This window comes from Caulobacter sp. AVps18 (genome assembly GCF_058681425.1).
The window spans coordinates 1,567,649-1,593,267 of the sequence record NZ_CM178737.1 but is presented as its reverse complement, the minus strand read 5'-3'; the positions used below and the strand labels follow the sequence as shown (position 1 = coordinate 1,593,267).

Below are 25,619 nucleotides of genomic sequence, written 5' to 3'. Positions count from 1 at the left end.
GGCGCGGGCGGGTATCGGGGCAAATAATGGACTACGCGGAAACGCAGAGGATAGCGGCGCTCAAGGCGCTGCAGATCCTCGACACCCCGGCCAGCCCTGCGATGGACCGGCTGGTGAGCCTGGCGGGCAGCCTGTTCGACACGCCGATCTGCCTTGTTTCCCTGGTCGATACGGACCGGCAGTGGTTCAAGGCCAAGCTGGGACTGGACGCCCAATCGACGCCCCGCGACCAGGCCTTCTGCGCCCATGCCATCGAGATCGGTCCCCATGAGGTGATGGTGGTCGAGGACGCCACCCGCGATCCGCGCTTTGCCGAAAACCCACTGGTCACCGGCGCGCCCGACATCCGCTTCTATGCCGGCGCCACCCTGACCACGCGCGACGGGCTCAATCTGGGCACCCTGTGCGTAATCGACGACAAGCCGCGCCCGCGTCCCAGCGACCAGGAGCTGGAGCGCCTGAAGCTGCTGGCCCGCATCGTCGTGGACGAGTTCGAACTGGCCCAGTCCAGCCGGAAGGCCCGCGAAAAGCGGCGACTGCTGGAGATCGCCGAAGGCATGGCGGGCGTGGGTCACTGGCGGCTGGACCTGGCCACCAACACGCCGTCCTGGTCGGACACCGTCTATGCCATACACGGCCTCAACCGCGACACGTTCGATCCCGCGCGGGACGACACCCTCCGCTTCTATCATCCCGATGATCGCAAGGCGGTGTCGCGCCATATCCGCGCGGCGGTCGCCAGCAAGACCGGCTTCGACTTCAACCTGCGCCTCTTGCGCGCCGACGGTGCCCTGCGGCACGTGGCCTCCAGAGGCGTGTGCGAACTGGACGAGCGCGGCGAGCCCACGGCCATCCTCGGACTTTTCCAGGACATCACCGACACCGTCGAGACCGTCGCCGCCCTGCGCGAGAGCACAGAGCGCTATCGCCTGCTGACCGAAGAGGCGGGCGACGTGATCGCCCGGCACGACCTGTCGGGCGACTGTCTCTACGTGTCGCCCGCCATCGAACGACTGCTGGGCTATCCCCCCAGCGCCGCCCGTGGCCTGATCGGCTCGATACACCCCGACGACCTGCCCAAGATAAGAGCCGTATTCGAGGACATGTCGCGCGGCCTGTCGCAAAGCACCATCCAGCACCGTACGCGGCATGAGGACGGACGCTATCTCTGGCTGGAGACCAGTCTTAAGCTGGTGCGCGACGAAGATGGCGCGCCGCTGGAGATCATCTGCGTCTCGCGCGACATCTCCGAGCGCAAGGCCATGGAAATGGAGACCCTGGCTGCCCGCGACGCCGCCCGCGAGCAGGCCCAGCGGGCGTTGCTGGCCGAAGACATCGCCGGCGTCGGCTACTGGCGCTACGAACTGGCGACCCGCAACCTGTTGATCTCGCCCAAGATGTTCGAGATCTATGGCCTGGAGCCGGTTGATACGCCGCGTATCGGCATGTTCAACGCCCGCATCCATCCCGACGACCGGGGCTGGGCCCTGAAACGTCTGAAGCAGCGCCTGGAAAGCGGCGAGCCCGACTTCAACGTCATGACCCGGATCGTGCGGCCCAATGGCGAGGAGCGCTGCATCTCGGGCAGTTCCATCGTCGAGACCGGCCCCGACGGTGCGCCGTTGGTGATCGTAGGCACCGTGCGCGACATCACCGACGAACAGACCGCGCAGCTGGAGCTGGCGCGCAGCGAGGCGCGCTACCGGCTGCTGGCCGAGAACGCCCGCGACATGATCGCCCAGTTCGGACCGAAGGGCGATGTTCTGTTCGTCTCGCCCGGCTGTCTGCAGGTGATGGGCTATTTGCCTGAGGAGTTGGTGGGGCGGCGGATCCTCGACATGACCCACCCCGACGACAAGGCCCAGCTGGTGGGCTACTATGAGGCGCTTATCGCCAGGGGACCGACGGCGATCGCTGAACCCTTCCAGTATCGCGGTCTGCACAAGAACGGTGACTGGGTCTGGCTGGAGGGCCAGCCCAAACTGTTCTTCGACGCCGATACCGGGCACCTGACCGGTATCCAGGATGTCGTACGCGACGTCACGGCCCGCAAGTCGCTGGAGATCGCGCTCGACCAGGCGCGCAAGGACGCCGAGGCCGTGGCCGATGTGAAGTCGGAATTCCTCTCGAACATGAGCCATGAGCTGCGCACGCCCCTGACGGCGGTGCTGGGTTTCTCGCGCCTGATCGAGGACCAGCCCGACCTGTCGCCGACCACGCGGCGCTTCGTGGACCGCGTCTCCAACGCCGGCAAGGCCCTGCTGTCGACGGTCAACGACATCCTGGACTTCTCCAAGCTGGAGGCCGGCCAGTTCGAGATCACCACCGCCCCCTGCGATCCGCGCCAGGTGCTGACCGACGCCCTGGACCTGTTCGCCGTCCAGGCCCAGGAGAAGGGCCTGGCGCTGGACATCACCGGTCTGGAGCACCTGCCTGCCAGCCTGGATCTGGCGCCGGATCGCATCCGGCAGATCCTGCTGAACCTCGTGGGCAATGCCGTGAAGTTCACCGATCAGGGAAGCGTCACGCTGGACGCCAGCCATGATGCAGGGACCGCCACCCTGCGGGTCTCGGTCACCGACAGCGGCGCCGGCATTCCGGCCGACCGGCTGAACAAGCTGTTCAAGCGCTTCTCCCAGATCGACGGCTCGTCCACCCGCAAGCATGGCGGTACGGGCCTGGGTCTGGCGATCTGCAAGGGCCTGGCCGAGGCCATGGGCGGTGAGATCGGCGTCGAGAGCCGCGAGGGCCAGGGATCGCGCTTCTGGTTCAGCCTCCCCGCCCCTGTGGTGGTGCGTGTCGCCGATCACACCACCGACGCCGCCCTGGGCCTGCCCGAGGATTGCCGCGTTCTGGTCACCGACGACAACGCCGTCAATCGCGATCTGGTCGGCGTGGTGCTGCGGGCGCTCGGCGCTGACGTGACCGAGGCCCAACAGGGCGAAGCCGCAGTTCAGCTGGCCGCCAGCCAGCCCTTCGACGTCATACTGATGGACCTGCGCATGCCGGGGATCGGCGGCGAGGCCGCCACCCGGCTGATCCGCCAGGGCGGCGGCCCCAATGCTGACACCCCGATCATCGCCTTCTCGGCCGACGTCACGCCCGACCTGCCGGCCGGCCTGTTCGACGGCCTGGTCGCCAAGCCGCTGGACGCCGCGCGACTGGTCTCCGAAATGGTTCGTGCACTGAACATGCAAGGGGTCGCGTCAACTTCATCAGATGAGCCAGCGCTTTTTGGCTGTGCCGGGCGTGGATTGCCGTAAACTCGAGGGCCTGCGTTTACGGAGTTTATGCGTGTTCAAGTCCGTCTTGCTGGCCCTGGCCTTGCTGGCCGCCACGCCGGCCCTCGCCCAGACCGCGCCCGAACCGGCCGGCCGCCCCATCGTCATCGGCCAGTCCTTCACCCTGCCTTCGGCGGGCCTGAAGGAGACGCGGCGGATCAATGTGCATCTGCCGGCCGGCTACGCCGACCATCCCGAGCGTCGCTATCCGGTGCTGTATCTGCTGGACGGCGGCGAGCAGGAGGACTTTCCCCACATCGTCGGCCTGGCCCAACTGGGCGAGCTGTCCTGGACCTATCGCGAGATGATCGTGGTCGGGATCGAGGGCACGGACCGCAAGCGTGACATGACCGCGCCCTCAAACAATGTCGACGACCGCAAGCTGGCCCCCACCAGCGGCGGCTCTGCGGCCTTCCGGCGGTTCCTCGGCGACGAGTTGCGTCCGTGGGTCGATCAGCGCTTTCGGGTCAGCGGCGAGACGGCCCTGATCGGCGAGAGCCTGGCCGGGCTGTTCGTGGTCGAGACCTTCCTGAAGGAACCGGCCCTGTTCGACGCCTATATCGCCGCCAGCCCCAGCCTGTGGTGGAACGACCAGGCCCTGGCCCGGGGCGCCGCCGACGACCTGGCCCGCTGGCCGGCCGGCCCGCGCAAGCTGTACCTGACCATCGCCGACGAGGGCGAGGCCATGCAAGAGGGGGTCGACAGGGTCGTGGCCGCCCTGAGGGCCGCCCCGCCCAAGGCCTTGACCTGGCGTTATGACCCGATGCCCACGCTGCATCACAGCACCATCTATCATCCGGCCGCGCTGCAGGCTTTCCGAACGGTGTGGCCAGGGCCAAGGCCCGAATGATACCCACGGCCGTTGATCCTGACCTCAGAGGGCCCAAATCTGAAAAGTATCCTGTCACCCCGGGACTTGTTCCCGGGTTGACGATGCAAATAGAGCGCAAGGCGCCGAGCTCAGCGGCGCTTGGTATGAGGTCAGGCGACCCGGGTCAGGGAGTGCCGCCGGTTTTCCGCGAGCGCGATCCGCAGACACAAAGCCTGAGCCCGCAACTACATCGGCGCGCTCGTCTCATACATCAGCCCGTCTGGCCCCGTGATCGACGTCGGCGCCGCCAGCCCCTTGACAGGCAGCATCGCCCGCGCACTCCGACCAGACCTGGCAGACAGGCACAGATCATACTCCCCCTCGCGGCCCCACGGCTTGCGCGCCACATGGGCCAGGTCGCGGTCGGCCTTGGTCCGGGCGTCCACCGCCTGGGCCAGCGGCCCATCGATGCCCATGCCGTAGCTGCCGAACTTCAGGGTGACGTCGCAGGTCATGGGCGTCTGCGCCGTGCTCGCGCAGGCAGCCAGCAGCGTCAGAGCAGCCGCAGCGGCGAGCAGAGCCCGCGTCATGCCGGAAATCCGCCCGCTCGCGCCAGCGACGAGGCCGGGGCCTTGCCCAGCCGCTCACTGATCGACCGGCCGGTTTCGATGAGGGCGCTGAGGTCATAGCCCGTCTCAAACCCGGCGCGTTCCAGCATGTAGACCAGATCCTCGGTGCCGATATTGCCTGTGGCGTTGGGCGCGAAGGGGCAGCCGCCCAGGCCGCCGACCGAGGCATCCAGCACGTCGACCCCCGCCTCGACGCCCGCAAAGGCGTTGGCCAGACCCGTGTTGCGGGTGTCGTGGAAGTGCAGGCGCAGTTTTGCGTCCGGCGCCGCCGCGCGAACGGCCTCGACCCGGCGGCGCACGGTCCAGGGATCAGCGACCCCGATGGTGTCGGCAATGGCGATCTCGGGCACGCGCAGGGCGGCGGCCTCGCGGACGATGGCCACCACCTGGTCCTCGCTCACCTCGCCGTCAAAGGGGCAGCCGAAGGCCACGGACAGGGTCATGGTGATGGGCGGGCCGCCCTCCACCGCCTGGCGCTCGACGATGCCGGCCAGGACATCCAGCTGCTGGTTGACCGTCGAGCCCTGGTTGCGGGTTCCAAAGCCGTCGGAGGCGCAGACCACCACATTGGCCTCGTCGCACTGGGCAGCCACGCAACGCTCCCAGCCGCGCATGTTCAGCACCAGGCCGATGCGCGAATGGGTCAGATCGGTCGGCCCCTCAAGCGGAACAAGGGCCGCCATGATCTCCTCGGCGCCGGCCATCTGCGGCACGCGGTTGGGGTTGACGAACGAGACCACCTCCATGCGCCGCGCGCCGCAGGCCTCGAGCCGGCGGATCAGGTCCAGGCGTTCGGCGACCGGCAGGGCGATCTTCTCGTTCTGCAGGCCATCGCGCGGCCCGACCTCGACGATCTCGATGAAGCGGCTCACGGGCGATCCTCCGGCGACGGCGGCGACGGCGGCGGCGGAGCGGCGACCGGTGCCTGGGGCTCACCGCGATAGAGGGTCAGGCGCTCCTCGTCGCCGTCGGAATAGTTCTGGCCTTCGATCACCTGCACCGGGCGGGGCGTCAGGCCCTCGGCGGCCAGGGCCTTGCGGAACACGGCCTCCTCGCGAGCCTCGACCACGGCGGGGCGGCCCTCGGCGATGGCCCTGGCCGCGCTTTGCCCGTCAGTCAGCTGCGTGGCCGTGCCGAGCAGGAAGACCAGGCTGGGCTCTGAATAGCCGGTCACGGCCACAGGTCCCAGGGCGCCGGAACGGGGCGAGAGTTTCGCCCTGTCCAGCGCGTCGGCGATATCCTTGGACAGGAACAGCGGCTCCAGATGCGGCATCAGCCCGCCGACCAGGGCCGCGTGGGCGGCGATCCCGAAGGCGCCCGAGACGATCAGGGCCCGCGCTGACTGGCGCTTGAGCAGCAGCGCCGCGCCGCTTCCCCCCGCCGCCAGCAGCAGGGCCACGGTCAAAACCGTCCAGATCAGGTCGGTCCCCTGGCCGAAGGTCACCATGCCGTAGACGGCGACGGCGCACAGCAGCAGGCTGACCAGCACGGTCAGCCCCGCCCCGATCCAGCGCGCCAGGCCGCCCAGCGGAGCGCGCACGGCGGCAGCCAGCAGCATGGCCATGCCGCCCATGGCCGGCAGGGTGTAGTGGGCCAGCTTGGTGGGCAGGATCTCGAACATCAGCCAGGTCGGGATCAGCCAGCAGGCGGCGAAACGCACGCCGGGCTCGGCGCGGTCCTTCCAGATCAGGATCAGGCCCGCCGGCAGCAGCAGGGTGGCCGGATAGACCAGCAGTGGCGTCAGCAGGGCGTGATAGCCGAACGGGCCCGAATGCCCCTCCTGTCCGCCCACCATCTTGGGCGCCAGGTCGCCGGCGATGGCCACGCCCCAGAAGGCACCGTCGGTGGCCACGGTGATCATCATCGCCCAGGGCAGGACGACGGCGGCGAACAGGATCAGCCCCCAGCTCCAGCCCAGGTCCTTCAGCCAGACGGCCTTGCGGTCCCACGCCCACAAGGCCAGGGCGGCAAAGATCACGGTCAGCAGACCCACCGGCCCCTTGATCAGGGCCGCCATGGCCAGGCCGATCCAGAAGGCCAGCTTGGTCCAGACCCCCGGTTTTCGCCCCGCCAGATGCTCGGCATAGACCTTGGCCATGGCCGCCATGGCCAGGGTGGTGAAGCCGCACAGGGCCGCGTCGGTCTTGGCGATGAAGGCCTCGCTCGACAGCAGGAAGGTGGCCCCCAGGATCGCGCCGGCCAGCAGGCCGGTACGCGGGTCAAACAGCGCCGCCGCCGCCCAGGCGCAGGCTGCCGCCGCCAGCATGGCCCCCAGCAGGGACGGGATCCGGTAGGCCCAGATACCCCGGTCCTCGGCCGCCGAGACCAGCGACACGCTGGCCGCCTGCAGCCAGTGGATGCCGACCGGCTTCTTGAAGCGCGGCTGGTCCTGGAACTTGATGACCACCAGGTCGTCGGTTTCCAGCATCTGGGCGGTGGCCTGGGCAAAGCGCGACTCGTCGCGATCCAGCGGCGGCATGGCCAAAAGGCCCGGCAGGCCGGCCAACAGGGCCAGCAGGGCGGCAAGCAGGGGGCCGCGCCATCCGCGGCTCCACGCATCGAGGCGAGATTCAAGCGTCATGCGCCATGGCATAGCACGATCCTTTCGCTAGAGCGCGATAGCCGAAAGTGGAGGCCGGTTTCGGCGGCTATCGCGCTCTAACCTCTTGAAATTGAGCCTGTTTGTCATTTTCAAATGACGTCATTTGAAAATGACAGGCTCAACGGCAGTTTTGCGCTATTAGAGGCGAATGATCGCCGCCTCCGCCCCCGCGCCTGATTTCTCCATCGTCGTGCCCGTCTTCGACGAGGGCGGTGCCGCGCCGGCCCTGGCCCGTGAGATCGCCGCCGCCTTTGCCGGCGAAAGCCACGAGATCCTGTTCGTCGACGACGCCAGCCGTGACGACACCCGCGCCCTGCTGATCGCCCTCAAGGCCGAGATCCCGCAACTGCGGGTGCTGTCACACCACAAGAACTCGGGCCAGAGCCGCGCCGTGCGCACCGGCATCCTGGCCGCCCGGGGCCCGATCATCGTCACCCTGGACGGCGACGGCCAGAACGATCCGGCCGACGCCCCGCGCCTGGCCAAGGCCCTGGCGGCCGCCCCCGCCAGCCTGGCTTTGGTCGGCGGCGAGCGGGTCAAGCGCCAGGACAGCAGCGCCAAACGCTTCGCCTCGCGGTTTGGCAACGGGGTGCGCAAACGCCTGCTGAAAGACACCGCCAACGACACGGGCTGCGGCCTGAAGGCCTTCCGCCGCGAGGCCTTCCTGCGGCTTCCCTATTTCGACCACATCCACCGCTACATCCCTGCCCTGCTGCTGCGCGAGGGTTATGAGGTGACGTTCCAGCCGGTGAACCACCGTCACCGCGAGACGGGGGTGTCGAAATACACCAATTTCGGCCGGCTGAAGGCCTCGGTGTCCGACCTGCTGGGCGTGATGTGGCTGCAGACCCGCGCCCGCAATCCGGGCGGCGTCGACGAGGCCTGAAAATCCGGCTACGCCTAGAGCGTGGCCCTAGGGCCACGATCCTGGGGGAGAGGCTTTCGATGTTCGCTGCGGTTCCGCTGCTGATCTTGCCCGTGCTGATCTACAACCTGGTGGCCCTGACCCTGACGGGCGGCTTCCAGTCGATCGACGCCCACGCGCGCCTGACCGAAACCCTGTTCACCATCCACATGACCTCGCAGATCGACTGGGCGGTCAGCCTGGGCGACCTGCTGCTGGCAGGCTCGCTGGTGGTGCTGTTCGTCGAGCTGCTGAAATCCACGACCAGCCGCAAGATCGCGATCATCAATCACTCGCTGTCGATGGTGCTGTTCATCGGCTGCCTGGTCGAGTTCCTGCTGGCCCCGGCCTTCGCTACCTCGATCTTCTTCCTGATCACGGTGATGGTGCTGCTGGACGTGCTGGCCGGCTTTATCGTCACCATCGTGGCGGCGCGCCGGGATGTTGATTTCGGGGATCAATGAGGCCCCGGAACGCAAAAGGGGCCGCTTTCGCGGCCCCTTCCGGTTCGTGCCTGATGCCTGGAACTAGAGTTCCAGCAGCAGGCGCTGGGGATCTTCCAGCGCTTCCTTGACCTTGACCAGGAAGGTCACGGCGCCCTGGCCGTCGACCACGCGGTGGTCGTAGCTGAGGGCCAGATACATCATCGGGCGGATCTCGATCTTGGCGTTGACGACCATGGCGCGTTCCTTGATCGCGTGCATGCCCAGGATGCCCGACTGCGGAGCATTCAGGATCGGGGTCGACATCAGCGAGCCATAGATGCCGCCATTGGTGATCGTGAAGGTGCCGCCCTGCATGTCGTCGATGGCCAGCTGGCCGTCGCGGGCCTTCTTGCCCAGGGCGCCGATGGCCTTTTCGATCTCGGCCAGGCTCATGGCGTCAGCGTCGCGCACGACCGGAACGACCAGGCCCTTGTCGGTGCCGACGGCGACGCCGATGTCATAGTGGTTCTTGTAGACGATGTCGGTGCCGTCGATCTCGGCATTGACGTCCGGCACGGCCTTGAGGGCGGCGACGACGGCCTTGGTGAAGAACGACATGAAGCCCAGCTTCACGCCGTGCTTCTTTTCGAAGATGTCCTTGTACGAATTGCGCAGGGCCATCACCGCGCTCATGTCGACCTCGTTGAAGGTCGTCAGCATGGCGGCGTTGTTCTGGGCTTCCTTCAGGCGGCGGGCGATCGTCTGACGCAGGCGCGTCATCTTCACGCGCTCTTCGCGCTCATGGATCGGACGCGGCGCCGAAGGCGCGGCGACCGGCGCCGGGGCCGAGGCGCGGGCTTCGAGGGCGGCCAGGGCGTCGCCCTTGGTGACGCGGCCGTCCTTGCCGGTGCCGGCCACCTTGGACAGGTCGAGGTTGTTTTCGGCGGCGATGCGGGCCGGGGCCGGGCTGACCGGTGCGGCGGCGGCAACGGCAGCGGGGGCCGGAGCCGCGGCAGCGACCGGAGCGGGCACGGGAGCCGGAGCAGCGGCCTTCGGAGCAGCGGCGGCAGGCGCGGCCGAGGCGGTCGCGCCTTCGGTCACAACACCCAGGACGGTGCCAGGAACAACGGTTGCGCCCTCTTCAGCGCCGATGCCGGTCAGCACGCCGTCGGCGGGCGAGGCCACCTCCAGGCTGACCTTGTCGGTTTCGAGCTCGATGAGGATCTCGTCCTTCTTTACCGCCTCGCCGACCTTCTTGGTCCAGCGCGCCACCGTCGCTTCGGTGACGGATTCGCCGAGGGCGGGGGTCATGATGTCGGCCATGGGGGTTCCGATGTCTCTCGTTTATGCCGGTCGGTGTGAAAACGGCCCCGTCACCAGGACGGGGCCATATTGATAGGGTCTAGGCGAAGGTCTCGTCGAGGAAGGCCTGGAGTTCCTTCATGTGGCGGCTCATCAGACCCGCCGCCGTCGAGGCGCTGGCCGGACGACCGATATAGCGCGCGCGCTTGGCCTTGATGTCCAGCTTGGCGAGCGTCAGTTCGATCCACGGGTCGACGAAGGTCCAACCGCCCATGTTCTTGGGCTCTTCCTGAACCCAGACCAGTTCGGCGTTCTTGAAGCGGCCCAGCACGCCCAAAAGCGACTTCATCGGCCACGGATAGAACTGCTCCAGGCGCAGCAGATAGATGTCGTCGCGGCCGCTCTTGGCGCGGGCGTCGACGAGGTCGAAATAGACCTTGCCCGAGCAGATCACGACACGCTTGATCTCGGCGTCGGGCTTCAGGGTCACGCCGCCCACGTCGCAGCCGGCCTCGGCCCCGTCAACCATCACGCGGTGGAACGAGGACCCCTCGGCCAGATCGGCGATGTTGGAGACGGCGCGCTTGTGGCGCAGCAGGCTCTTGGGGGTCATGACCACCAGCGGCTTGCGATACTCGCGGTGCATCTGGCGACGCAGGGCGTGGAAATAGTTGGCCGGGGTGGTGCAGTTGAGCACCTGCATGTTGTCTTCGGCGCACGACTGCAGGAAGCGCTCGAGGCGGGCCGAGCTGTGCTCGGGACCCTGGCCCTCATAGCCGTGCGGCAGCAGCATCACCAGGCCGCTCATCCGCAGCCACTTGCGCTCGCCCGAGCTGATGAACTGGTCGATCACCACCTGGGCGCCGTTCACGAAGTCGCCGAACTGGCCTTCCCACAGGGTGAGCGTGTTCGGATCAGCCAGCGAGAAGCCGTATTCGAAGCCCAGCACCGCCTCTTCCGACAGGGCCGAGTCGATCACTTCATAGTGGGCCTGGCCGGCGCGGATGTTGTTGAGCGGGGTGTAGTGCTCTTCGGTCGACTGGTCGATGACGTCCGAATGGCGCTGGGTGAAGGTGCCGCGAACCGAGTCCTGGCCCGACAGGCGGACCGGGAAGCCTTCGTCGAGCAGGGTGGCGAAGGCCAGATGCTCGGCGGTGCCCCAGTCCAGGCCCTCGCCCTTTTCGATGGCTTCGCGACGGTTCTCGATGACGCGCTTGACGGTCTTGTGGGCGTCGATGCGTTCCGGGATCGTCGTGATCTGACGGCCGATTTCCAGCAGGCGGGTGCGCGGGAAGGCGGTGGAGCCACGACGCTCTTCGTCGGCAGGCGCGGCCAGGCCGGCCCACTTGCCGTCCAGCCAGTCGGCCTTGTTGGCCTTGTAGGTCTTGCCGGCGTCGAATTCCTTGTCGAGGAAGGTCTCGAAGTCGTTGATCCAGCCGTCGGCCTCGCCCTGGGTGATGACGCCTTCGGCGATCAGGCGGTTGGAGTAAAGCTCGCGGGTCGAGATGTGGCCCTTGATCTTGGCGTACATCAGCGGCGAGGTCATCGTCGGGTCGTCACCTTCGTTGTGACCGAACCGGCGATAGCAGAACATGTCGACCACGACGTCCTTGCCGAACATCTGGCGATATTCGGTGGCGACCTTTGCCGCATAGACCACGGCTTCGGGATCGTCGCCGTTGACGTGGAAGATCGGGGCCTCGACCATCAGCGCCACATCCGAGGGATAGGGCGAGCTGCGCGAATAGCGCGGGCTGGTGGTGAAGCCGATCTGGTTGTTGACGATGAAGTGGATGGTGCCGCCCGTGCGGTAGCCCTTCAGGCCCGACAGGGTGAAGCACTCAGCCACCACGCCCTGACCGGCAAAGGCCGCGTCGCCGTGCAGCAGCAGCGGCAGCACGTGGCCGCGACCGGCGTCGGGCTGTTCGCGCAGGGTGAAGGCCTGCTTGGCGCGGGCCTTGCCGATGACGACAGGATTGACGATTTCCAGGTGCGACGGGTTGGCGGTCAGCGACAGGTGGACCTTGTTGTCGTCGAACTCACGGTCCGACGAGGCGCCCATGTGATACTTGACGTCGCCCGAGCCCTCGACGTCCGAGGGCAAGGACGTGCCGCCCTGGAACTCGTGGAAAATGACGTGATAGGGCTTGCCCATCACGGCGGCCAGCACGTTCAGGCGGCCCCGGTGGGGCATGCCCAGCACGATGTCCTTCACGCCCAGCGAGCCGCCGCGCTTGATGATCTGCTCCAGCGCCGGGACCATGGCCTCGCCGCCGTCGATGCCGAACCGCTTGGTGCCGGGGAAACGCTTGTGCAGGAAGCGCTCGAAACCCTCGGTCTCGATCAGCTTCTTTAGGATGGCGACCTTGCCCTCTTTCGAGAACACGATTTCCTTGTCGCGACCCTCAATCCGCTCCTGCAGCCAGGCCTTCTCGTGCGGGTCGGAGATGTGCATGTACTGCACGCCGACATTGCCGGCATAGGTGCGGCGCAGGATCGACAGGATCTCGCGGATCGTCGAGGTCTCCATGCCCAGCACGAAGTCCAGGAAGATCGGACGGTCATAGTCGGCTTCGGCGAAGCCGTAGGTGGCGGGGTCGAGCTCGGGAGCAGCCTTCGGCGGCTCAAGACCCAGCGGGTCGAGATTGGCGGCCAGGTGGCCGCGCATCCGGTAGGCCCGGATCATCATGATGGCGCGCAGGCTGTCCAGCGTGGCGGCGCGGACGGCTTCCGACGAGGCGCCGGGTGCCTTGCCTTCAATCGCCTTGGTCATCTTGGCTTCGACGGCCGGAGCGACCGACGGCCACTGGCCGTCGAGGGCCGAAAGCCAGTCAGGGCGAAGGGTGGGCGCCTGGCGCGGGGTCCAGGCCGGATCCTGCGCGGCGCGCTTGACCTCGTCGGCCTGCTCCTGAAGCGTGGCGAAGAAGGCGTTCCACGAGGGCTCGACCGAGGCCGGATCGCTCGCCCAGCGGGCGTACAGGTCCTCAACAAACGCCGCATTGGCGCCGTAGAGGAACGAGGTCTCGGTCAAGACCTGATTGATGATGCCTGCGTCGTCCGCCATGGTTCTTTGCCTTAGATCCGTCGGTCTACAGGACCGGTAACCCAGGCCCGTAAAGATAGTGTCTCAATCACCTCGGCGCCCGCTTTCAGCGGGGGCCCAGGTGATTTTTTCGCATCGTCGACTGGCGGTCGCAAAAAACCTGGGCCCCGCGAGGGCGGGGTTTCGGTGTCGTCTTAGCCCTTGAGGACCTCAAGCAGGGTTTCGCCCAGCTTGGCCGGCGACGGCGAGACGCGGATGCCCGCAGCTTCCATCGCGGCGATCTTGTCTTCCGCGCCGCCCTTGCCGCCCGAGATGATCGCGCCGGCATGGCCCATGTGACGGCCAGGAGGAGCCGTACGACCGGCGATGAAGCCGACCATGGGCTTCTTGCGGCCACGACGGGCTTCGTCCGCCAGGAACTGGGCGGCTTCTTCTTCGGCCGAGCCGCCGATCTCGCCGATCATGACGATCGACTTGGTGGCTTCGTCGGCGAGGAAGAGTTCGAGGATGTCGATGAACTCGGTGCCCTTGACCGGGTCGCCGCCGATGCCGACAGCCGTGGTCTGGCCCAGGCCCGCATTGGTGGTCTGGAACACGGCTTCATAGGTCAGGGTGCCCGAACGCGACACGACGCCGACCGAGCCTTCCGAGAAGATGCCGCCCGGCATGATGCCGATCTTACACTGGTTGGGCGTCAGGACGCCGGGGCAGTTGGGGCCGATCAGGCGCGACTTGGAGCCCTGCAGCGCCTTCTTCACGCGCACCATGTCCAGCACCGGAATGCCTTCGGTGATGCAGATGATCAGGCCGATCTGGGCGTCGATGGCTTCCAGGATCGAGTCAGCCGCGAAGGGGGGCGGCACGTAGATCACCGAGGCGTCGGCGCCGGTGGCTTCCTTGGCTTCGCCGACCGTGTCGAACACGGGCAGGCCGATATGCGTCTGGCCGCCCTTGCCGGGGGTGACGCCGCCGACCATCTTGGTGCCGTAGGCGATGGCCTGTTCGGAGTGGAACGTGCCCTGGGCGCCGGTGATGCCCTGGCAGATGACCTTGGTTTCAGAACCGATGAGGATCGACATTTAGCGAGCACCCTTCACGGCTGCGACGATCTTTTCGGCGCCGTCAGACAGGTCGTTGGCGGCGATGACGTTCAGGCCGCTTTCCGAGATGATTTTCTTGCCGAGTTCGACGTTGGTGCCTTCCAGGCGCACCACCAGCGGAACCTGCAGGCCGACTTCCTTCACGGCGGCGATGACGCCTTCCGCGATGATGTCGCAGCGCATGATGCCGCCGAAGATGTTGACCAGAATGCCCTTCACGGCAGGGTCAGCGGTGATGATCTTGAAGGCCGCGGTGACCTTCTCCTTGTTGGCGCCGCCGCCGACATCGAGGAAGTTGGCCGGCTCGGCGCCGTACAGCTTGATGATGTCCATGGTGGCCATGGCCAGGCCCGCGCCGTTGACCATGCAGCCGATTTCGCCGTCCAGGGCGATATAGGCCAGGTCAAACTTCGAGGCTTCGATTTCCTTGGGGTCTTCTTCGCTCTCGTCGCGCAGAGCCTTGATGTCCGGGTGACGGAACAGGCTGTTGCCGTCGAACGACAGCTTGGCGTCGAGAACCTTCAGGTGATCATCCGCGGTGACGATCAGCGGGTTGATCTCCAGCATGGCCATGTCCTTGGCCAGGAACGCCGTATAGAGCTGGGTCAGCAGCACGGCGGCTTCCTTGGCCAGGCCGCCGGTCAGGCCCAGGGCCTTGGCCAGCGCGCGCTGGTGGGTCGGCCACACGCCGGTGGCGGGGTCGATCGAGAAGCTGTGGATCTTTTCCGGGGTGGCGTGGGCCACGTCCTCAATGTCCATGCCGCCTTCGGTCGAGGCGACCACCGAAACCATCGAGGTCTCGCGGTCGACCAGCAGCGACAGGTAGAATTCCTTGGCGATCGCCGCGCCTTCTTCGATGTAGAGGCGATTGACCTGCTTGCCCTTGGGGCCGGTCTGGTGCGTCACCAGCACGCGGCCGAGCATCTCGGCGGCGTTGGTCTTGACGTCTTCAGCCGACTTGACGACGCGGACGCCGCCCTTGGCGTCGGGGCCCAGGCCCTCGAACGTGCCCTTGCCACGGCCACCGGCGTGGATCTGGCTTTTGACGACGAAAACCGGCGTGCCCAGCTTTTCGGCGGCCTCGAAGGCCTCCTGCGGCGTGAAGACGGCAAAGCCGCGCGGCACGGGGGCGCCGAACTCGGCGAGTACGGCTTTGGCTTGATGTTCGTGGATGTTCATGAGTGCCTGGTCTCGACGACGGCTTTTCTGAAATGTGGCCGGTTTATAGGAGCGTGATTTCGCAGGCGCAACCACACCCGGGCGATAAGGTGAAGGCTTGCGCGCTTATCTCGTCCACCGGGCTGTCCACGGCGCGGGTTTGGGCACCCGGAGCATGGGAAACCATTGTCCCTGCGGAAGAGTTACCGGTAACATTTATAATACAGATCACCGGATTGCCCCCGGTGTCATATGACAACGCTTACCTAACGCCCAGGTTGCAATTCTTCACCACGCCCCAAAGTGATAGTCAATTTGGGGGCTTTCACGCCTGCAGAACGGCCCGCCCGCAGGCGGTCCAGGTTCACCGGTGACGGTCTGTCGGGGCCTCAGTCCACCCAGTCGCGTTTCAGGCGGCGTGAGGCGACGATCAGCAGGGCCGCGCTGATCACATAGAAGCCCAACCCGAAGTAAAGCGCATGGCGCATCGACTCGGCCCCATAGCGCGGGGCCAGCAGGTCGGAGACATAGCCGAAGAACCAGAGTCCCACCGCCAGACCCAGCAGATTGTTGATCAGCAGGAACAGGGCCGAGGTGGTCGTTCGCATCGAGGCGGGGGCAAGATGTTGCACCGCCGCGACGATGGGGCCCAGCCAGGCCAGGTTCAGGCCGGTGGGGATCAGGAACAGCAGGAAGGCCAGGACCATCGACTCGACGTTCATGGCCAGCAGGAAGCACGGCAGGGCCACCAGGAAGCAGACAGCGGGGGCCAGGGCGTAAGCGCCCTTGTTCTTGGCCCCGAACTTGTCGGCCAGGACTCCGCCCAGCCAGATGCCGGCCACGCCGCCGATCAGCGACAGGGCGCTGTAGAACATCGCCCGTTCGGGCAGGGTCAGGCCGAAACTGCGCTGGAAGAAGGTGGGCAGCCAGAAGGCCACGCCATAGCCGCAGATCGACGAACAGGCCGCGCCGAACGACAGCAGCCAGAAGCTGGGCTTGGGCAGGATGGTGGCCAGCACCGCCTTGAAGGCCGGTGCCTTGGGGGCAACCAGCGGGGCAAGTTGACCGGGCTCGCGGTCCATGCCGCCGCGCTCGGGGTCCTTGACCACCCACTTGAAGATCGGGGCCAGGGCCACGCCGGCCAGGCCCACCACGATGAAGGCGACGCGCCAGTTCACATAGGCGGCGATCAGGCCGCCAAACAGCACGCCAAGCGCCGTGCCCAGCGGGATGCCGAACGAATAGACCGCCAGGGCGCGGGCCCGCTGGTCCTTGGGGAAATAGTCGGCGATCAGGGAATAGGCCGGGGCCACGCCGCCCGCCTCGCCGACGCCCACGCCCATGCGCGACAGAAACAGGCTCCAGAAGCCGCCGGCAAAGCCGCAGGCCACGGTAAAGCCGCTCCACACCGTCAGGGCGACGGTCATGATCCAGGTGCGGCTGACCCGGTCGGCCAGCCAGGCCAGGGGCACGCCCAGGGTGGTGTAGAGCGCCGCAAACGCCACCCCGCCCATCAGACCCAGCTGGGTGTCGGTCAGGTGCAGGTCGGCCTTGATCGATCCGGCCAGGATGCCGAGGATCTGCCGATCCAGGAAATTGAACGTATAGGCGAGGATCAGCATCGCCAGAACGACGTAGCGATACCGCGCACCGGGTGGCTTGATCTGGCCGTCGCTCATGCTCGTCCCACTGGATTCAGGCTGCAGACAGAGAAATGGCGTCGACGCGTTGCAGCGCGCCGACGCCAGGTTTTACCTAGATCAGAATGCGATTTCGAGGCTTGCCGAGACGGTGCGCGGCGGGCCGTAGAAGCCGATAACCGAGTTATTATAGGTCGGCACGCCGAAATTATAGCCGCCGGTACGATAGACCTCGTCGGTCAGGTTCTTGCCGGTGAGGGCCAGCTTGTAGCCACCGCCCGGCGCCGTCCAGATCGCGGTCAGGTCCACCAGGGTGAAGGCCTTCTGGTCCAGCAGGGGCAGAGGCTGTTCGAACTGCTGGTAGCTGTCGCGATAGCTGACCATCGGGGTGACGGCCAGGGTGCCGCCGGCCACATCGCCCACCCAGGTCAGGCTGACATTGCCGGTCCATTCCGGGGTGTTCTGGAAGCCGTACAGATCGGCCACATTGACCACCTGGCCGGTGGCCAGGGTCTGGGACGGATTCAGCGGGTTGGGCGCACCAGCCGGCACGAAGCGGCTGAAGGTATCGTACTTCGCGTGGATATAGCCGAGGGCGACATTGGCCGACAGGCTGGCGGTCAGGCGGGCCTTGGCCTCGAACTCGACGCCGTACAGGGTCGAGGACCCGGCATTGTCGATCGAGCTGGCAATGCCGCTGGGCACCACCACCTGGGTCGAGACCTGCTGGTCCTCATATTTCGACAGGAAGGCGGCCGAGGCGAACGAGACCCGGCGGTCGAACATGTAGCCCTTCAGGCCCACCTCATAGGCATCGACCACTTCGGGCTTGTAGCCGTTGACGGTCTGGGGGGTGATCAGGGCGTCGCCGCGCATATCCCAGCCGCCGGACTTGAAGCCCTTGGAATAGGACACATAGGTGCTCAGATCGTCGGTCAGCTCATAGGAGGCCGAGATGCGCGGCGTGAACTGCGAGAAGGTCTTTTCGGCGCTGTAGTTGGTGCGGGTCTGCAGGATCGGACGCGGCGTACCGCCCTGATAGGGGGTGCGCGTGGCACCCAGATAGAAGAAGCGATAGCTGTTGCTGCGCTTGTGGTCGCGGGTGGCGCGGGCGCCCAGCGAGACCTTGAACTTTTCGCTGAGATTGGCGCTGAAGTCGAAGAAGGCCGCGAAGCTCTGGGTATTGACCTTGCCGCCGTTGGCGATGGCCAGGCCCAGATTGCCGGCGATGGTGTCGAACTCGCCCGAGGCCTGGCTGTTCATGTAATAGAGGCCAAACACGCCCTGGACGTTCTCGTCCGAATAGACCGCCTGCAGTTCCTGCGAGAACGAGCGGTCGTCATAGGTGGCCGGGATATCCAGGGTCGGCATCGGCGTGCCGTCAAAGTCGATGACCGTCGTGGTGTGACCCTTGCGGCCGGCCGTGATCGACTTGAAGGTCAGGTTCTCGGTCGCATCATACTGGCCGGTCAGCGACAGGCCTTCAGTTTCGACCGTGTTGTCATCGCCCAGGCCCGCCTGGGTGTCATAGATGTCGAGCACCTTGTAGCCGCCGACAAGGGCCGGCAGTTCGCGGTGACCGTGGCGGGGGTTGGAGTCGTCCTGCACCTTGTCATAGGCCAGGCGGAAGAACAGGTCTTCGGTCGGGGCGTATTCCGCACTGAGGCGGATAGCCTGGACGTCCTTGTTGTAGTGCTCGGCCCCGGTGGTCAGGTTCTTGCCGAAACCATCGCGCTTGTAGAGCGCATAGGCGCCGCCCACCGACAGACCGCCGCCGACCGGCGTCTGGCCCGAGACCAGCAGGTCGGTCTGGTTGTAGCTGCCATAGGTCCCGCGCAGCTTGGCGTGAGCCTCGTCGCCGAGGCGCTTGGTCACATACTTGATGGCGCCGCCGATGGTGTTGCGGCCATACAGCGTGCCCTGAGGGCCGCGCAGCACTTCGATGCGCTCGATGTCGAACACGTCCAGCACCGCGCCCTGCGGGCGGTGGACATAGACATCGTCGATATAGAGACCGACGCCGGGCTCATAGCCCCACAGCGGATCCTGCTGGCCGATGCCACGGATGTAGGAGATCAGGGTCGAGTTCGAACCGCGCGCGGTCTGAACCGTGATGTTGGGGGTGGTCTGCTGCAGCACCGTGATATCGGCACCGCCCTGGCGGGCCAGGGTCTCGCTACTATAGGCCGAGACGGCCACGGGTACGTCCTTGAGGCTTTCTTCGCGACGGCGGGCGGTGACGACCACCTGCTCGACAGCCAGGCCCGCATCGGCGGCCGGAGCCTCTTGCGCTGAAACCGCTGTAACGGCCGCGCTCCATGCTGCGCCGGCCAGCAGTGCAGCTTTCCACATCGAAGTCATCGGGTTTCCCCTCCCTTGTCCGTTCCGCCCAGCCGAGCCGGTCCTTTTGGCGGACGCGTGCTCGGGGTTCGCCCGTTCATCAAACGGCGAATTAACCCTACTCTCACCCAGACGACGGGATCGCGCCAGTCTTTTTTCATCAGGTGATGAAATGGAAACGCCTCACCCGCCGGGGCGGTGGCCCGGAGGGTCGGAGGGGGCGGCTCGGCGCCAAACCCAGACCGCGCCAGGCGTGGCCCAGGCCGGCGCTGCCGCCTCAGTCGCTGCGCGGCAGTGCCCCCAGGGCGGAAGCCGCACCGGCCCGCGCGATCACGCTCTCGAAGCCGGCCGCGCAATAGGCAAACAGGCGCTTGCGCACCGCTTCCAGGTCGCTGGAATGGCACTGGCCCTCCGACAGCGAGTCGATGCGGCCGGTCTCCGAAAGGGCCAGCATCATCGAGCCGGTCAGGAACTGGTAGCACCAGTAGAGGTCGGAATAGTCGGCGTCCGGCCGCGCCGCCTTCAGGGTCTCGACCAGACGATGCACCACCGGATCGAAGAACCGCGCCATGGTCTCGCCGCCCCAGGCCGGGGTGTTGTTGACCTGGGCGACCAGCACGAAATAGCTCTTCCAGCCCGGCCCGCCCTCCTGCGAGATGCGCAGCAGCGGGTCAATGAACGAGCCGATCACCCCCTCCACTGTCATCGCCCCGGCATGGGTCTTCAGATAGAGGTCCATCGAGGCGACCCGCGCCTGGTTGAGGATCTCGGCCCGGCGCAGGAACACCGCGTCGAACAGCTCGCGCTTGGCCCCGAAATAATAGTGGATCAGGGCGGTGTCGACGCCGGCCTCGGCGGCCACCTGGCGGGTGGTCACCCCATAGAAGCCATGGCGCGCAAACAGGCCCTCGGCGGCGTCGAGGATGGTTTCCTTCAGGTCCAGGCCCTTGGCCTTGGACGGTCTCCCCCGCCCGCCACTATGGGTGAGGGACCGGACGGGGGGCTTGGCTGCGGTCATTCGACTCTCTCGCCGGCCGTGATTGTAGGACCCCGGATGGCGCATCCGGCGGAGCGTGGCAAGACGGATGAGGGGGCGCGGCGGTATGGATGAGTGGACGTCGCCAGATCCTCCCCCTTTGGGGGAGGTGGCCCAGAGGGCCGGAGGGGGCCATCTGGGCGGTCACCGCGAAGACCCCCTCAGTCGCTCCGCGACAGCTCCCCCAGAGGGGGAGCATCAACGCCCACGGGGGCAGGATTTGAGCGCCGATCAACCGCTTTTGCTTGTCATCCCGGCCGCAGCGTAGCGGAGAGCCGGGACCCAGGGGCAACCGGCAGAGAGGCGGCCCCTGGGTCCCGGATCGCGCTTCGCGCGTCCGGGATGACAACGGTTTGTGCGTTGTGAGTGTCGTGACTACGGGGATACAGCCCCCTCCATCCCCGACGCATCGCCCACAAACCCCAGCAAATTCAAAGCCCTGAAAAAATCTCGCAGTGCGCCGTCAGACGCGCTCAAAACGCCCCCCATACTGATCCCACCTGACAGCACGGGAAGGGCGTCCGGCCGGCGACTGAGGCGGCTGTCAGGGGTGGTCGAGCGGGAAGCGCCGTCGGCCGTCGTTTTGAAGGCCCGGTGGGGTCTGGCGGAGCAGGTGTCCATTGAGGGCGCTGCGTTGAGGCCGGGCCCGGACCACCGGGAACACCCTTTGGCGACGCCCGATATGCGCAACAGGTCCGGGCTGAAATCGCCTGGACGGTCTGGACGGGGTCGCTTTCCCCTCCACCCGCCGGGGGCCGAACGTCGGGAGCGGGTTAAAACCCCGCGCCCCGCAGGCTCACCGGAAATCGGACTACGCGGAGCGTCTGATCTTCGTCGAAACGGTACTTCTACAAACCTACATCCGGGCGAGGCCCGGGCGCTCCGCGACCCTTCCCAACCCTTCAGCGGTCAAACCGCGTGAGGCGGCGAAGCCGTGTCCCCTCGGCTCAAGAGCGCGTTCCGAAAAGTGGGAACCGGTTTTCGGAATGAAACGCGCGTGAAAACAAAGGACTAGAGCGGGCGATCTAATTCCATCAGATCGCCCGGTCTAGGCCTGCTGGAAACACCCATGGAAGGTCACCGGCAGGGCCACCGGTGCCCGCCAGCTGACCAGCGGGCCGGCCTCCACCCGCCGGGCGTCAAACACATGCAGTTCGGTCGCGCGCGCCTTCAGATTGACGCTGGTCCCCACCAGCCAGCCGTCGAACTCGGCGCCGGAGCCCTTGCGCGGCACGAAGACCATCTCTTCGACCAGATGATCGGCCCCGAAGTCGAAGACCTGCTCGCGGTCTCGGGTCCAGTCGCGCACCGCCACGCCCTGGAACAGCGGCCGGTCGGGGCGTTGGTTGGTGGCGTACGCCGTGAAGGCCCGCCTGCGGCCTGCGAACCGGGGGTCGGAACGCGGGAACTCGGCCGTACGGGTCAGCCGGGTCATCGTGGCCCGGCCGTCGGCCCGCAGGACGATCTGGGCCAGGCGCGGCGGGGCGACCTCGGTCATGGCCTGGCCTTTCAGCAGCATCAGGCTGCTCTTGGCCACGCCATCGGCATTGTCGTCGATGCAGGCGTCGAAGCGGATGGTTCCGTCGGCCTCCTCCCAGGCGTCGCCCAGGTGGAAGAAGAAGAACGGATCCAGCTCGAACACCCGACGCCGGGTCAGGTCGGCCTTGTCGATGACCAGGACCTGGGTCCCCAGCTCGGGCCGCCACACCATGCTGCTGGCATAGGGCATGCGGAAGCTGTCCTGGATCCAGGGCTGCAGCAGGATCACCAGATGCCGCTCGGTGGCCGTGAAGTCGTGCATGTAGCTGGCGCGCGGCAGGGCGATGACCTGGGCGTCCTGCAGGGCCCCGTCGGGACCCAGCCGCCAGACCACCGCCTGCTTGCCGGCCAGGCCCAGGTTCCAGATCGTTCCATCAGGTTCGATGCGGGGGTGGGCCAGGAACGGCATGCCCTTCAGGTCGGGCCGCAGGGTCTTGAAGTCACGGGTTTCGAGGGTCTGCGGATCCATCGCCAGAGGCGAGCCCGCCTCCCACAGAGCCCACAGTTCGCCGCCCGCCAGGATCACCGAGGTGTTGGCGGCATTGGCGTCATCGGGCCCCGACAGGGCCGATCCCGGACCGGCGGCCGTGCCGAAGCCCGGGGTGATCACGGCGTTGGCGGCCGTATCGGCCCGGCGCTTGGGGGTATCAGCGAAGCGGGCCGCGAGGCTGGCCTTGCCGTCGCCGATCGAGAACCGGCGGATCAGGCCGTCGCCGTCGAACCAGTGCCCGACCGAGCCGCCGGGACGGCGGAAGCGGGCCGGGCCGTTGCGAAACAGCGTCCCCTCCAGGGCAACCGGCGCCCGACCGTGGATCCGCTGCAGACCGGTGGGGGCGATGTCAGCCTCGACATCGGCAAAGCCCTGGGTCCAGTCGCCGGCGGCAGCGGCCCAGACGGCCTCGGGGCTCAGCAGGGTGGCACCGCCGAGAAGGGCGGCTCCGCGCAGGATGTCTCGACGGTTCATGGCAGCAACTCCGGCTTGATCGGTCTATTTCAGGGCGATGGTCTGGCGATTTTCGCCGGCCGCGACGGCGAAGCTGGCCTCCTGAAAGCTGGGCGGGCCCATATTCACCTTGGCCCCGTTGGAGAAGCCGTAGGGCTCGGTGGGCAGGCCGAACGGGTTGACGTCCATCTTTCCGTCGCCGTCGAGGTCCTGGAAGACGCGGGCGGCGTAGGTTCCTTCGGGCAGGCCTTCCAGCCGGGCGACCGGTTCGGGGTCGGCGGCGGCGGCCAGGGCCACCCTGGCGGGCTTGCCGCTCTTCCAGCCTTCAAGGCCGTCATAGACGGCGATCATGATGACGCCGCTCTTCTGCTTCAGGTCGGGAAAGGCCAGGGCCAGGCTCGCGGGGCCGGAGGCAGCGGCGGGCGCTGGGGCCGGGGCCGGGGCCGGGGCCGGATCCTGGGCCAGGGCGGCGCCGGCGGGAAGGCTCAGAGCCAGGCACAGGGCGAGGGTCTTGATCTTGGTCATGTCAGGTCTCCGATTGAGGTGGGGTTTGAAAGGACGGTTCAGCCGAGGAAGACGCGCCACATCAGGCGGCCCGGCAGGAAGGTGAACAGGCCGGCGACCAGCAGTCCGCCGACGAACATACCGGTCATGTTGCGCGCATGCTGGCGAACCTTGCCGCGCTTGATGGCCACGATGGCCATGGGCAGGGCGATCAGGGTCCAGCCGCTGAGCAGGTGGATGAAGCTGAAATGACCGGGATTGATCGTGCGGATGAACAGCGAGCTGATCGCCGTCAGGGCCATGGCGAGAACCCAGGTCCAGCCCAGGCGCTTGTGCAGGCCACTGCCCTTGACCCCGGCCAGCAGCACCGAGCCGATCAGGAAGGCCGTGACCGCCCCGGCCACATGCAACTGGATGGCCAGGGGCGCGGCCGCCAGCAGCGACAGATCCGGCGCATGGGGATGGAAGCCCAGCCCCTCCAGAAAGCGCATCGGCGCGGCGCGTACGCCGGGGCTCACGGCGATGATCGCCAGGGTGACGACGGCCAGGGCAGTCGGAACGGCGAAACGGCTGCTCAGGGCCCTGCGCTGCATTGACATGTTTTGGTCGGCCATCTTCATCTCCTGCGTATCGGCGGTCAGCGTGTTTCGCCGGTGCCTCAGTCCTGGAGCGGCCTTCCCTGTGTCTCAATCGCCGTTACGCCAGTCGCCGCCCCGGTTTCGTGAACGGCTGGCCGATGTTGTTCACGCTTCGCGAATGGCGCTGACCTCCCGCGAGGCGCTGCAGGGCTTTGCCGTCTCGACGGCCGCCGGGGTCTTCCTGGCCCTGATCGCCGCCCTGGGCATGAATGCCGTGCCTCTGCCCGTGCGACTGGCCTACTGGGTCGGACTCTGCCTGACCGGCAGCGTCGTGGGAACCGGGCTCAGCCAGGTGCTCGGCCGCGACGGCCGGGCCGATGCCCATCCCTGGATTTACGGCAGCCTGCTGTGCATCGGCATCACCGTGCCCTTTACCGGTGTGGTCTGGCTGGTGACCGAGCTGCTGTTCGAGGGCACGCCACGCCTGGCCGCCCTGCCCCACTATCTGGGTCCGGTCTTCACGATCACCGCCGGCATGACCGCCCTGAATGTCCTGATCCAGCGCAAGCCGCCCGAGACCCATGCCCGCACCGTCCGGGGCCCCGGCGCCGCGCTTCCTCGACCGCCTGCCCCCCCGGCTGCGTGGCGCAACGATCCATGCGGTGGAGGCCCAGGACCACTATCTGCGCCTGCACACCTCGAAGGGCGAAGACCTGATCCTGTTGCGGCTCTCCGACGCCGTGGCCGAACTGGAGGGCATCGAAGGTGCCCAGACCCACCGCTCCTGGTGGGTGGCCAAGGGGGCCGTCGAGGACGCGCGCCGCACCGACGGCCGGGCCGTCCTGACCCTGACCGGCGGGGTCGAAGCCCCGGTCAGCCGCGCCTATGCCAAGGCCTTGCGCGAGGCGGGGTGGTTCTAGGAGCTGTGGACACTTATCGCATCCAGAGTATTGCGGCAGCGAGGTGCAGGACGGCGAGGTAGTTTCTCGCCGTCTTCTCGAAGCGGGTGGCGACACGGCGGAACTGCTTGAGGCGACTGAAGCAGCACTCGACGAGGTGGCGCTGGGCGTAGAGGTGCGGGTCGAGCGTATATTTCTGAGCGCGTGAAGGATTGTTGGGGATGACGGCGACGGCGCCCTTGGCGGTGATCGCCTGACGCAGATGATCTGCATCGTAGGCGGTGTCGGCCATGACGACCTTGGCCGGCAAGCCTTCGATCAACGGACCCGCTTGAGGTGCGTCTCCCCGTTGCCCGGCCGTGAGAATGAACCGGACTGGTTGGCCCAGGCCTCGCACGGCCATGTGGACCTTGGTGCTCAGTCCGCCGCGCGAGCGTCCAAGGGCTTGATCTTCAGACCCCCCTTTTTGGCCCCGCTAGCGTGCTGGTGGGCGCGGACGATGGTGGAGTCTATGATCAGGTATTCGAAGTCTGGATCGCCCGACATCGCCTCGAAGATCCGCCGCCAGACGCCCTTCTGGCTCCAGCGACTGAACCGCCGGAAGGCGCTATTCCAATCGCCGAACACCTCGGGCAGATCGCGCCAGGGCGAGCCCGTCCTCACGATCCACAACACGCCCTCGACGAACATCCGGTTGTCGCGGCCGGTCGAGCCCTTCTGGTCAGGACGCCCGATGATCAGGCCAGACATCCGGTCCCAATCAGCGTCACTCAGCACCAAACGATCCATCACACCCAAGACCGCCTCCCAAAAGACAGTCTTGAATCACGCTTCGCACCCTTCGGGAATCCCTAGAGTCCACAGCTCCTAGAGCGCGTTCCGAAA

Annotated in this window: 20 protein-coding genes and 1 pseudogene; 6 read left to right on the top strand and 15 right to left on the bottom strand. The window is 66.8% G+C overall.

Going from position 1 to position 25,619, the window contains the following annotated elements; genetic code table 11:
- Positions 1-26: 26 nt before the first annotated feature.
- Together ACW179_RS07430 and ACW179_RS07425 are read left to right on the top strand one after the other, a co-directional pair.
- A complete protein-coding gene (locus ACW179_RS07430; protein WP_492063661.1) occupies positions 27-3,263 on the top strand; it encodes a PAS domain S-box protein in 3,237 nt (1,078 codons plus the stop codon).
- A gap of 31 nt (positions 3,264-3,294) precedes the next feature.
- Complete coding sequence (locus ACW179_RS07425) at positions 3,295-4,131, top strand: alpha/beta hydrolase (RefSeq protein WP_492063660.1); 837 nt, start codon at positions 3,295-3,297, stop codon at positions 4,129-4,131.
- 206 nt (positions 4,132-4,337) lie between these two features.
- On the opposite strand, the gene ACW179_RS07420 is transcribed toward ACW179_RS07425, so the two are convergent.
- The 3 genes from ACW179_RS07420 to ACW179_RS07410 are packed head-to-tail and all read right to left on the bottom strand — an operon-like array spanning position 4,338 to position 7,302.
- On the bottom strand, positions 4,338-4,682 hold the full coding sequence (locus ACW179_RS07420; protein ID WP_492063659.1) for a hypothetical protein: 345 nt from the start codon (positions 4,680-4,682) through the stop codon (positions 4,338-4,340).
- Positions 4,679-5,593, bottom strand: coding sequence for a hydroxymethylglutaryl-CoA lyase (locus ACW179_RS07415; protein WP_492063658.1), 915 nt, complete (start codon positions 5,591-5,593; stop codon positions 4,679-4,681). Before ACW179_RS07415 ends, ACW179_RS07420 begins: the two co-directional genes overlap by 4 nt.
- Entirely contained in the window at positions 5,590-7,302 is a 1,713-nt protein-coding gene (locus tag ACW179_RS07410; RefSeq protein WP_492063657.1) for an ArnT family glycosyltransferase, read from the bottom strand. The genes ACW179_RS07415 and ACW179_RS07410 overlap by 4 nt, the downstream gene beginning before the upstream one ends.
- A gap of 169 nt (positions 7,303-7,471) precedes the next feature.
- Here ACW179_RS07410 and ACW179_RS07405 point away from each other — a divergent pair, with 169 nt between their 5' ends.
- Both ACW179_RS07405 and ACW179_RS07400 read left to right on the top strand, forming a co-directional pair.
- Positions 7,472-8,209 (top strand): glycosyltransferase family 2 protein, encoded by a 738-nt coding sequence (locus tag ACW179_RS07405; RefSeq protein WP_492063656.1) that lies wholly within the window; start codon positions 7,472-7,474, stop codon positions 8,207-8,209.
- A 59-nt stretch (positions 8,210-8,268) separates the two neighbouring features.
- Positions 8,269-8,691: a hypothetical protein gene (locus tag ACW179_RS07400; RefSeq protein ID WP_492063655.1), complete on the top strand. Its 423-nt coding sequence runs from the start codon at positions 8,269-8,271 to the stop codon at positions 8,689-8,691.
- Positions 8,692-8,754: 63 nt separating this feature from the next.
- Here ACW179_RS07400 and odhB read toward each other — a convergent pair whose 3' ends face one another.
- The 7 genes from odhB to ACW179_RS07365 form a co-directional block, all read right to left on the bottom strand.
- Positions 8,755-9,975: a 2-oxoglutarate dehydrogenase complex dihydrolipoyllysine-residue succinyltransferase gene (odhB, locus tag ACW179_RS07395; RefSeq protein WP_492063654.1), complete on the bottom strand. Its 1,221-nt coding sequence runs from the start codon at positions 9,973-9,975 to the stop codon at positions 8,755-8,757.
- 79 nt (positions 9,976-10,054) lie between these two features.
- The gene (locus ACW179_RS07390) at positions 10,055-13,018 is read right to left on the bottom strand and encodes a 2-oxoglutarate dehydrogenase E1 component (protein ID WP_492063653.1); all 2,964 of its coding nucleotides are present in this window, start codon (positions 13,016-13,018) and stop codon (positions 10,055-10,057) included.
- Between the two features lie 173 nt (positions 13,019-13,191).
- Positions 13,192-14,076 (bottom strand): succinate--CoA ligase subunit alpha, encoded by an 885-nt coding sequence (gene sucD / locus ACW179_RS07385; protein WP_492063652.1) that lies wholly within the window; start codon positions 14,074-14,076, stop codon positions 13,192-13,194.
- Positions 14,077-15,276 (bottom strand): ADP-forming succinate--CoA ligase subunit beta, encoded by a 1,200-nt coding sequence (sucC, locus tag ACW179_RS07380; RefSeq protein WP_492063651.1) that lies wholly within the window; start codon positions 15,274-15,276, stop codon positions 14,077-14,079. It lies immediately after the preceding gene.
- A gap of 368 nt (positions 15,277-15,644) precedes the next feature.
- Positions 15,645-16,934: a spinster family MFS transporter gene (locus ACW179_RS07375; protein WP_492063650.1), complete on the bottom strand. Its 1,290-nt coding sequence runs from the start codon at positions 16,932-16,934 to the stop codon at positions 15,645-15,647.
- A gap of 81 nt (positions 16,935-17,015) precedes the next feature.
- A complete protein-coding gene (locus ACW179_RS07370) occupies positions 17,016-19,256 on the bottom strand; it encodes a TonB-dependent receptor (protein ID WP_492063649.1) in 2,241 nt (746 codons plus the stop codon).
- A gap of 256 nt (positions 19,257-19,512) precedes the next feature.
- Positions 19,513-20,253: a TetR/AcrR family transcriptional regulator gene (locus ACW179_RS07365; protein WP_492063648.1), complete on the bottom strand. Its 741-nt coding sequence runs from the start codon at positions 20,251-20,253 to the stop codon at positions 19,513-19,515.
- Positions 20,254-20,514: 261 nt separating this feature from the next.
- On the opposite strand from ACW179_RS07365, the pseudogene ACW179_RS07360 reads away from it, so the two are divergent.
- A pseudogene (locus ACW179_RS07360) lies at positions 20,515-20,617 on the top strand (hypothetical protein); the annotation flags it as partial.
- A gap of 702 nt (positions 20,618-21,319) precedes the next feature.
- On the opposite strand, the gene ACW179_RS07355 reads toward ACW179_RS07360, so the two are convergent.
- The 4 genes from ACW179_RS07355 to ACW179_RS07340 form a co-directional block, all read right to left on the bottom strand.
- On the bottom strand, positions 21,320-22,774 hold the full coding sequence (locus tag ACW179_RS07355) for a carotenoid oxygenase family protein (protein ID WP_492063647.1): 1,455 nt from the start codon (positions 22,772-22,774) through the stop codon (positions 21,320-21,322).
- 24 nt (positions 22,775-22,798) lie between these two features.
- Positions 22,799-23,278, bottom strand: coding sequence for a DUF2141 domain-containing protein (locus tag ACW179_RS07350; RefSeq protein ID WP_492063646.1), 480 nt, complete (start codon positions 23,276-23,278; stop codon positions 22,799-22,801).
- Positions 23,279-23,316: 38 nt separating this feature from the next.
- Positions 23,317-23,871, bottom strand: a complete 555-nt coding sequence (locus tag ACW179_RS07345; RefSeq protein WP_492063645.1) for a DUF2306 domain-containing protein — start codon at positions 23,869-23,871, stop codon at positions 23,317-23,319.
- An 82-nt stretch (positions 23,872-23,953) separates the two neighbouring features.
- Complete coding sequence (locus tag ACW179_RS07340; protein WP_492063644.1) at positions 23,954-24,418, bottom strand: hypothetical protein; 465 nt, start codon at positions 24,416-24,418, stop codon at positions 23,954-23,956.
- Here ACW179_RS07340 and ACW179_RS07335 point away from each other — a divergent pair.
- Entirely contained in the window at positions 24,417-24,755 is a 339-nt protein-coding gene (locus ACW179_RS07335) for a LytTR family DNA-binding domain-containing protein (protein ID WP_492063643.1), read from the top strand. The genes ACW179_RS07340 and ACW179_RS07335 overlap by 2 nt on opposite strands.
- A gap of 13 nt (positions 24,756-24,768) precedes the next feature.
- Here the strand turns inward: ACW179_RS07335 and ACW179_RS07330 are convergent.
- Positions 24,769-25,532, bottom strand: a protein-coding gene (locus tag ACW179_RS07330; protein ID WP_492059466.1) for an IS5 family transposase whose coding sequence is annotated in 2 segments (ribosomal slippage) — positions 24,769-25,194 and positions 25,197-25,532 — 762 coding nt in all. Because the reading frame shifts where the segments join, the coding sequence is not laid out codon by codon here.
- Between the last annotated feature and the right edge of the window lie 87 nt (positions 25,533-25,619).

Coding starts and splice junctions, on each gene's coding strand:
- ACW179_RS07430 (WP_492063661.1), top strand. CDS start 27: ATGGACTACGCGGAAACGCAGAGGATAGCGGCGCTCAAGGCGCTGCAG.
- ACW179_RS07420 (WP_492063659.1), bottom strand. CDS start 4,682: ATGACGCGGGCTCTGCTCGCCGCTGCGGCTGCTCTGACGCTGCTGGCT.
- ACW179_RS07410 (WP_492063657.1), bottom strand. CDS start 7,302: ATGACGCTTGAATCTCGCCTCGATGCGTGGAGCCGCGGATGGCGCGGC.
- ACW179_RS07405 (WP_492063656.1), top strand. CDS start 7,472: ATGATCGCCGCCTCCGCCCCCGCGCCTGATTTCTCCATCGTCGTGCCC.
- ACW179_RS07400 (WP_492063655.1), top strand. CDS start 8,269: ATGTTCGCTGCGGTTCCGCTGCTGATCTTGCCCGTGCTGATCTACAAC.
- odhB (WP_492063654.1), bottom strand. CDS start 9,975: ATGGCCGACATCATGACCCCCGCCCTCGGCGAATCCGTCACCGAAGCG.
- ACW179_RS07390 (WP_492063653.1), bottom strand. CDS start 13,018: ATGGCGGACGACGCAGGCATCATCAATCAGGTCTTGACCGAGACCTCG.
- sucD (WP_492063652.1), bottom strand. CDS start 14,076: ATGTCGATCCTCATCGGTTCTGAAACCAAGGTCATCTGCCAGGGCATC.
- sucC (WP_492063651.1), bottom strand. CDS start 15,276: ATGAACATCCACGAACATCAAGCCAAAGCCGTACTCGCCGAGTTCGGC.
- ACW179_RS07375 (WP_492063650.1), bottom strand. CDS start 16,934: ATGAGCGACGGCCAGATCAAGCCACCCGGTGCGCGGTATCGCTACGTC.
- ACW179_RS07370 (WP_492063649.1), bottom strand. CDS start 19,256: ATGACTTCGATGTGGAAAGCTGCACTGCTGGCCGGCGCAGCATGGAGC.
- ACW179_RS07365 (WP_492063648.1), bottom strand. CDS start 20,253: ATGACCGCAGCCAAGCCCCCCGTCCGGTCCCTCACCCATAGTGGCGGG.
- ACW179_RS07355 (WP_492063647.1), bottom strand. CDS start 22,774: ATGAACCGTCGAGACATCCTGCGCGGAGCCGCCCTTCTCGGCGGTGCC.
- ACW179_RS07350 (WP_492063646.1), bottom strand. CDS start 23,278: ATGACCAAGATCAAGACCCTCGCCCTGTGCCTGGCTCTGAGCCTTCCC.
- ACW179_RS07345 (WP_492063645.1), bottom strand. CDS start 23,871: ATGGCCGACCAAAACATGTCAATGCAGCGCAGGGCCCTGAGCAGCCGT.
- ACW179_RS07335 (WP_492063643.1), top strand. CDS start 24,417: ATGCCCGCACCGTCCGGGGCCCCGGCGCCGCGCTTCCTCGACCGCCTG.
- ACW179_RS07340 (WP_492063644.1), bottom strand. CDS start 24,418: ATGGGTCTCGGGCGGCTTGCGCTGGATCAGGACATTCAGGGCGGTCAT.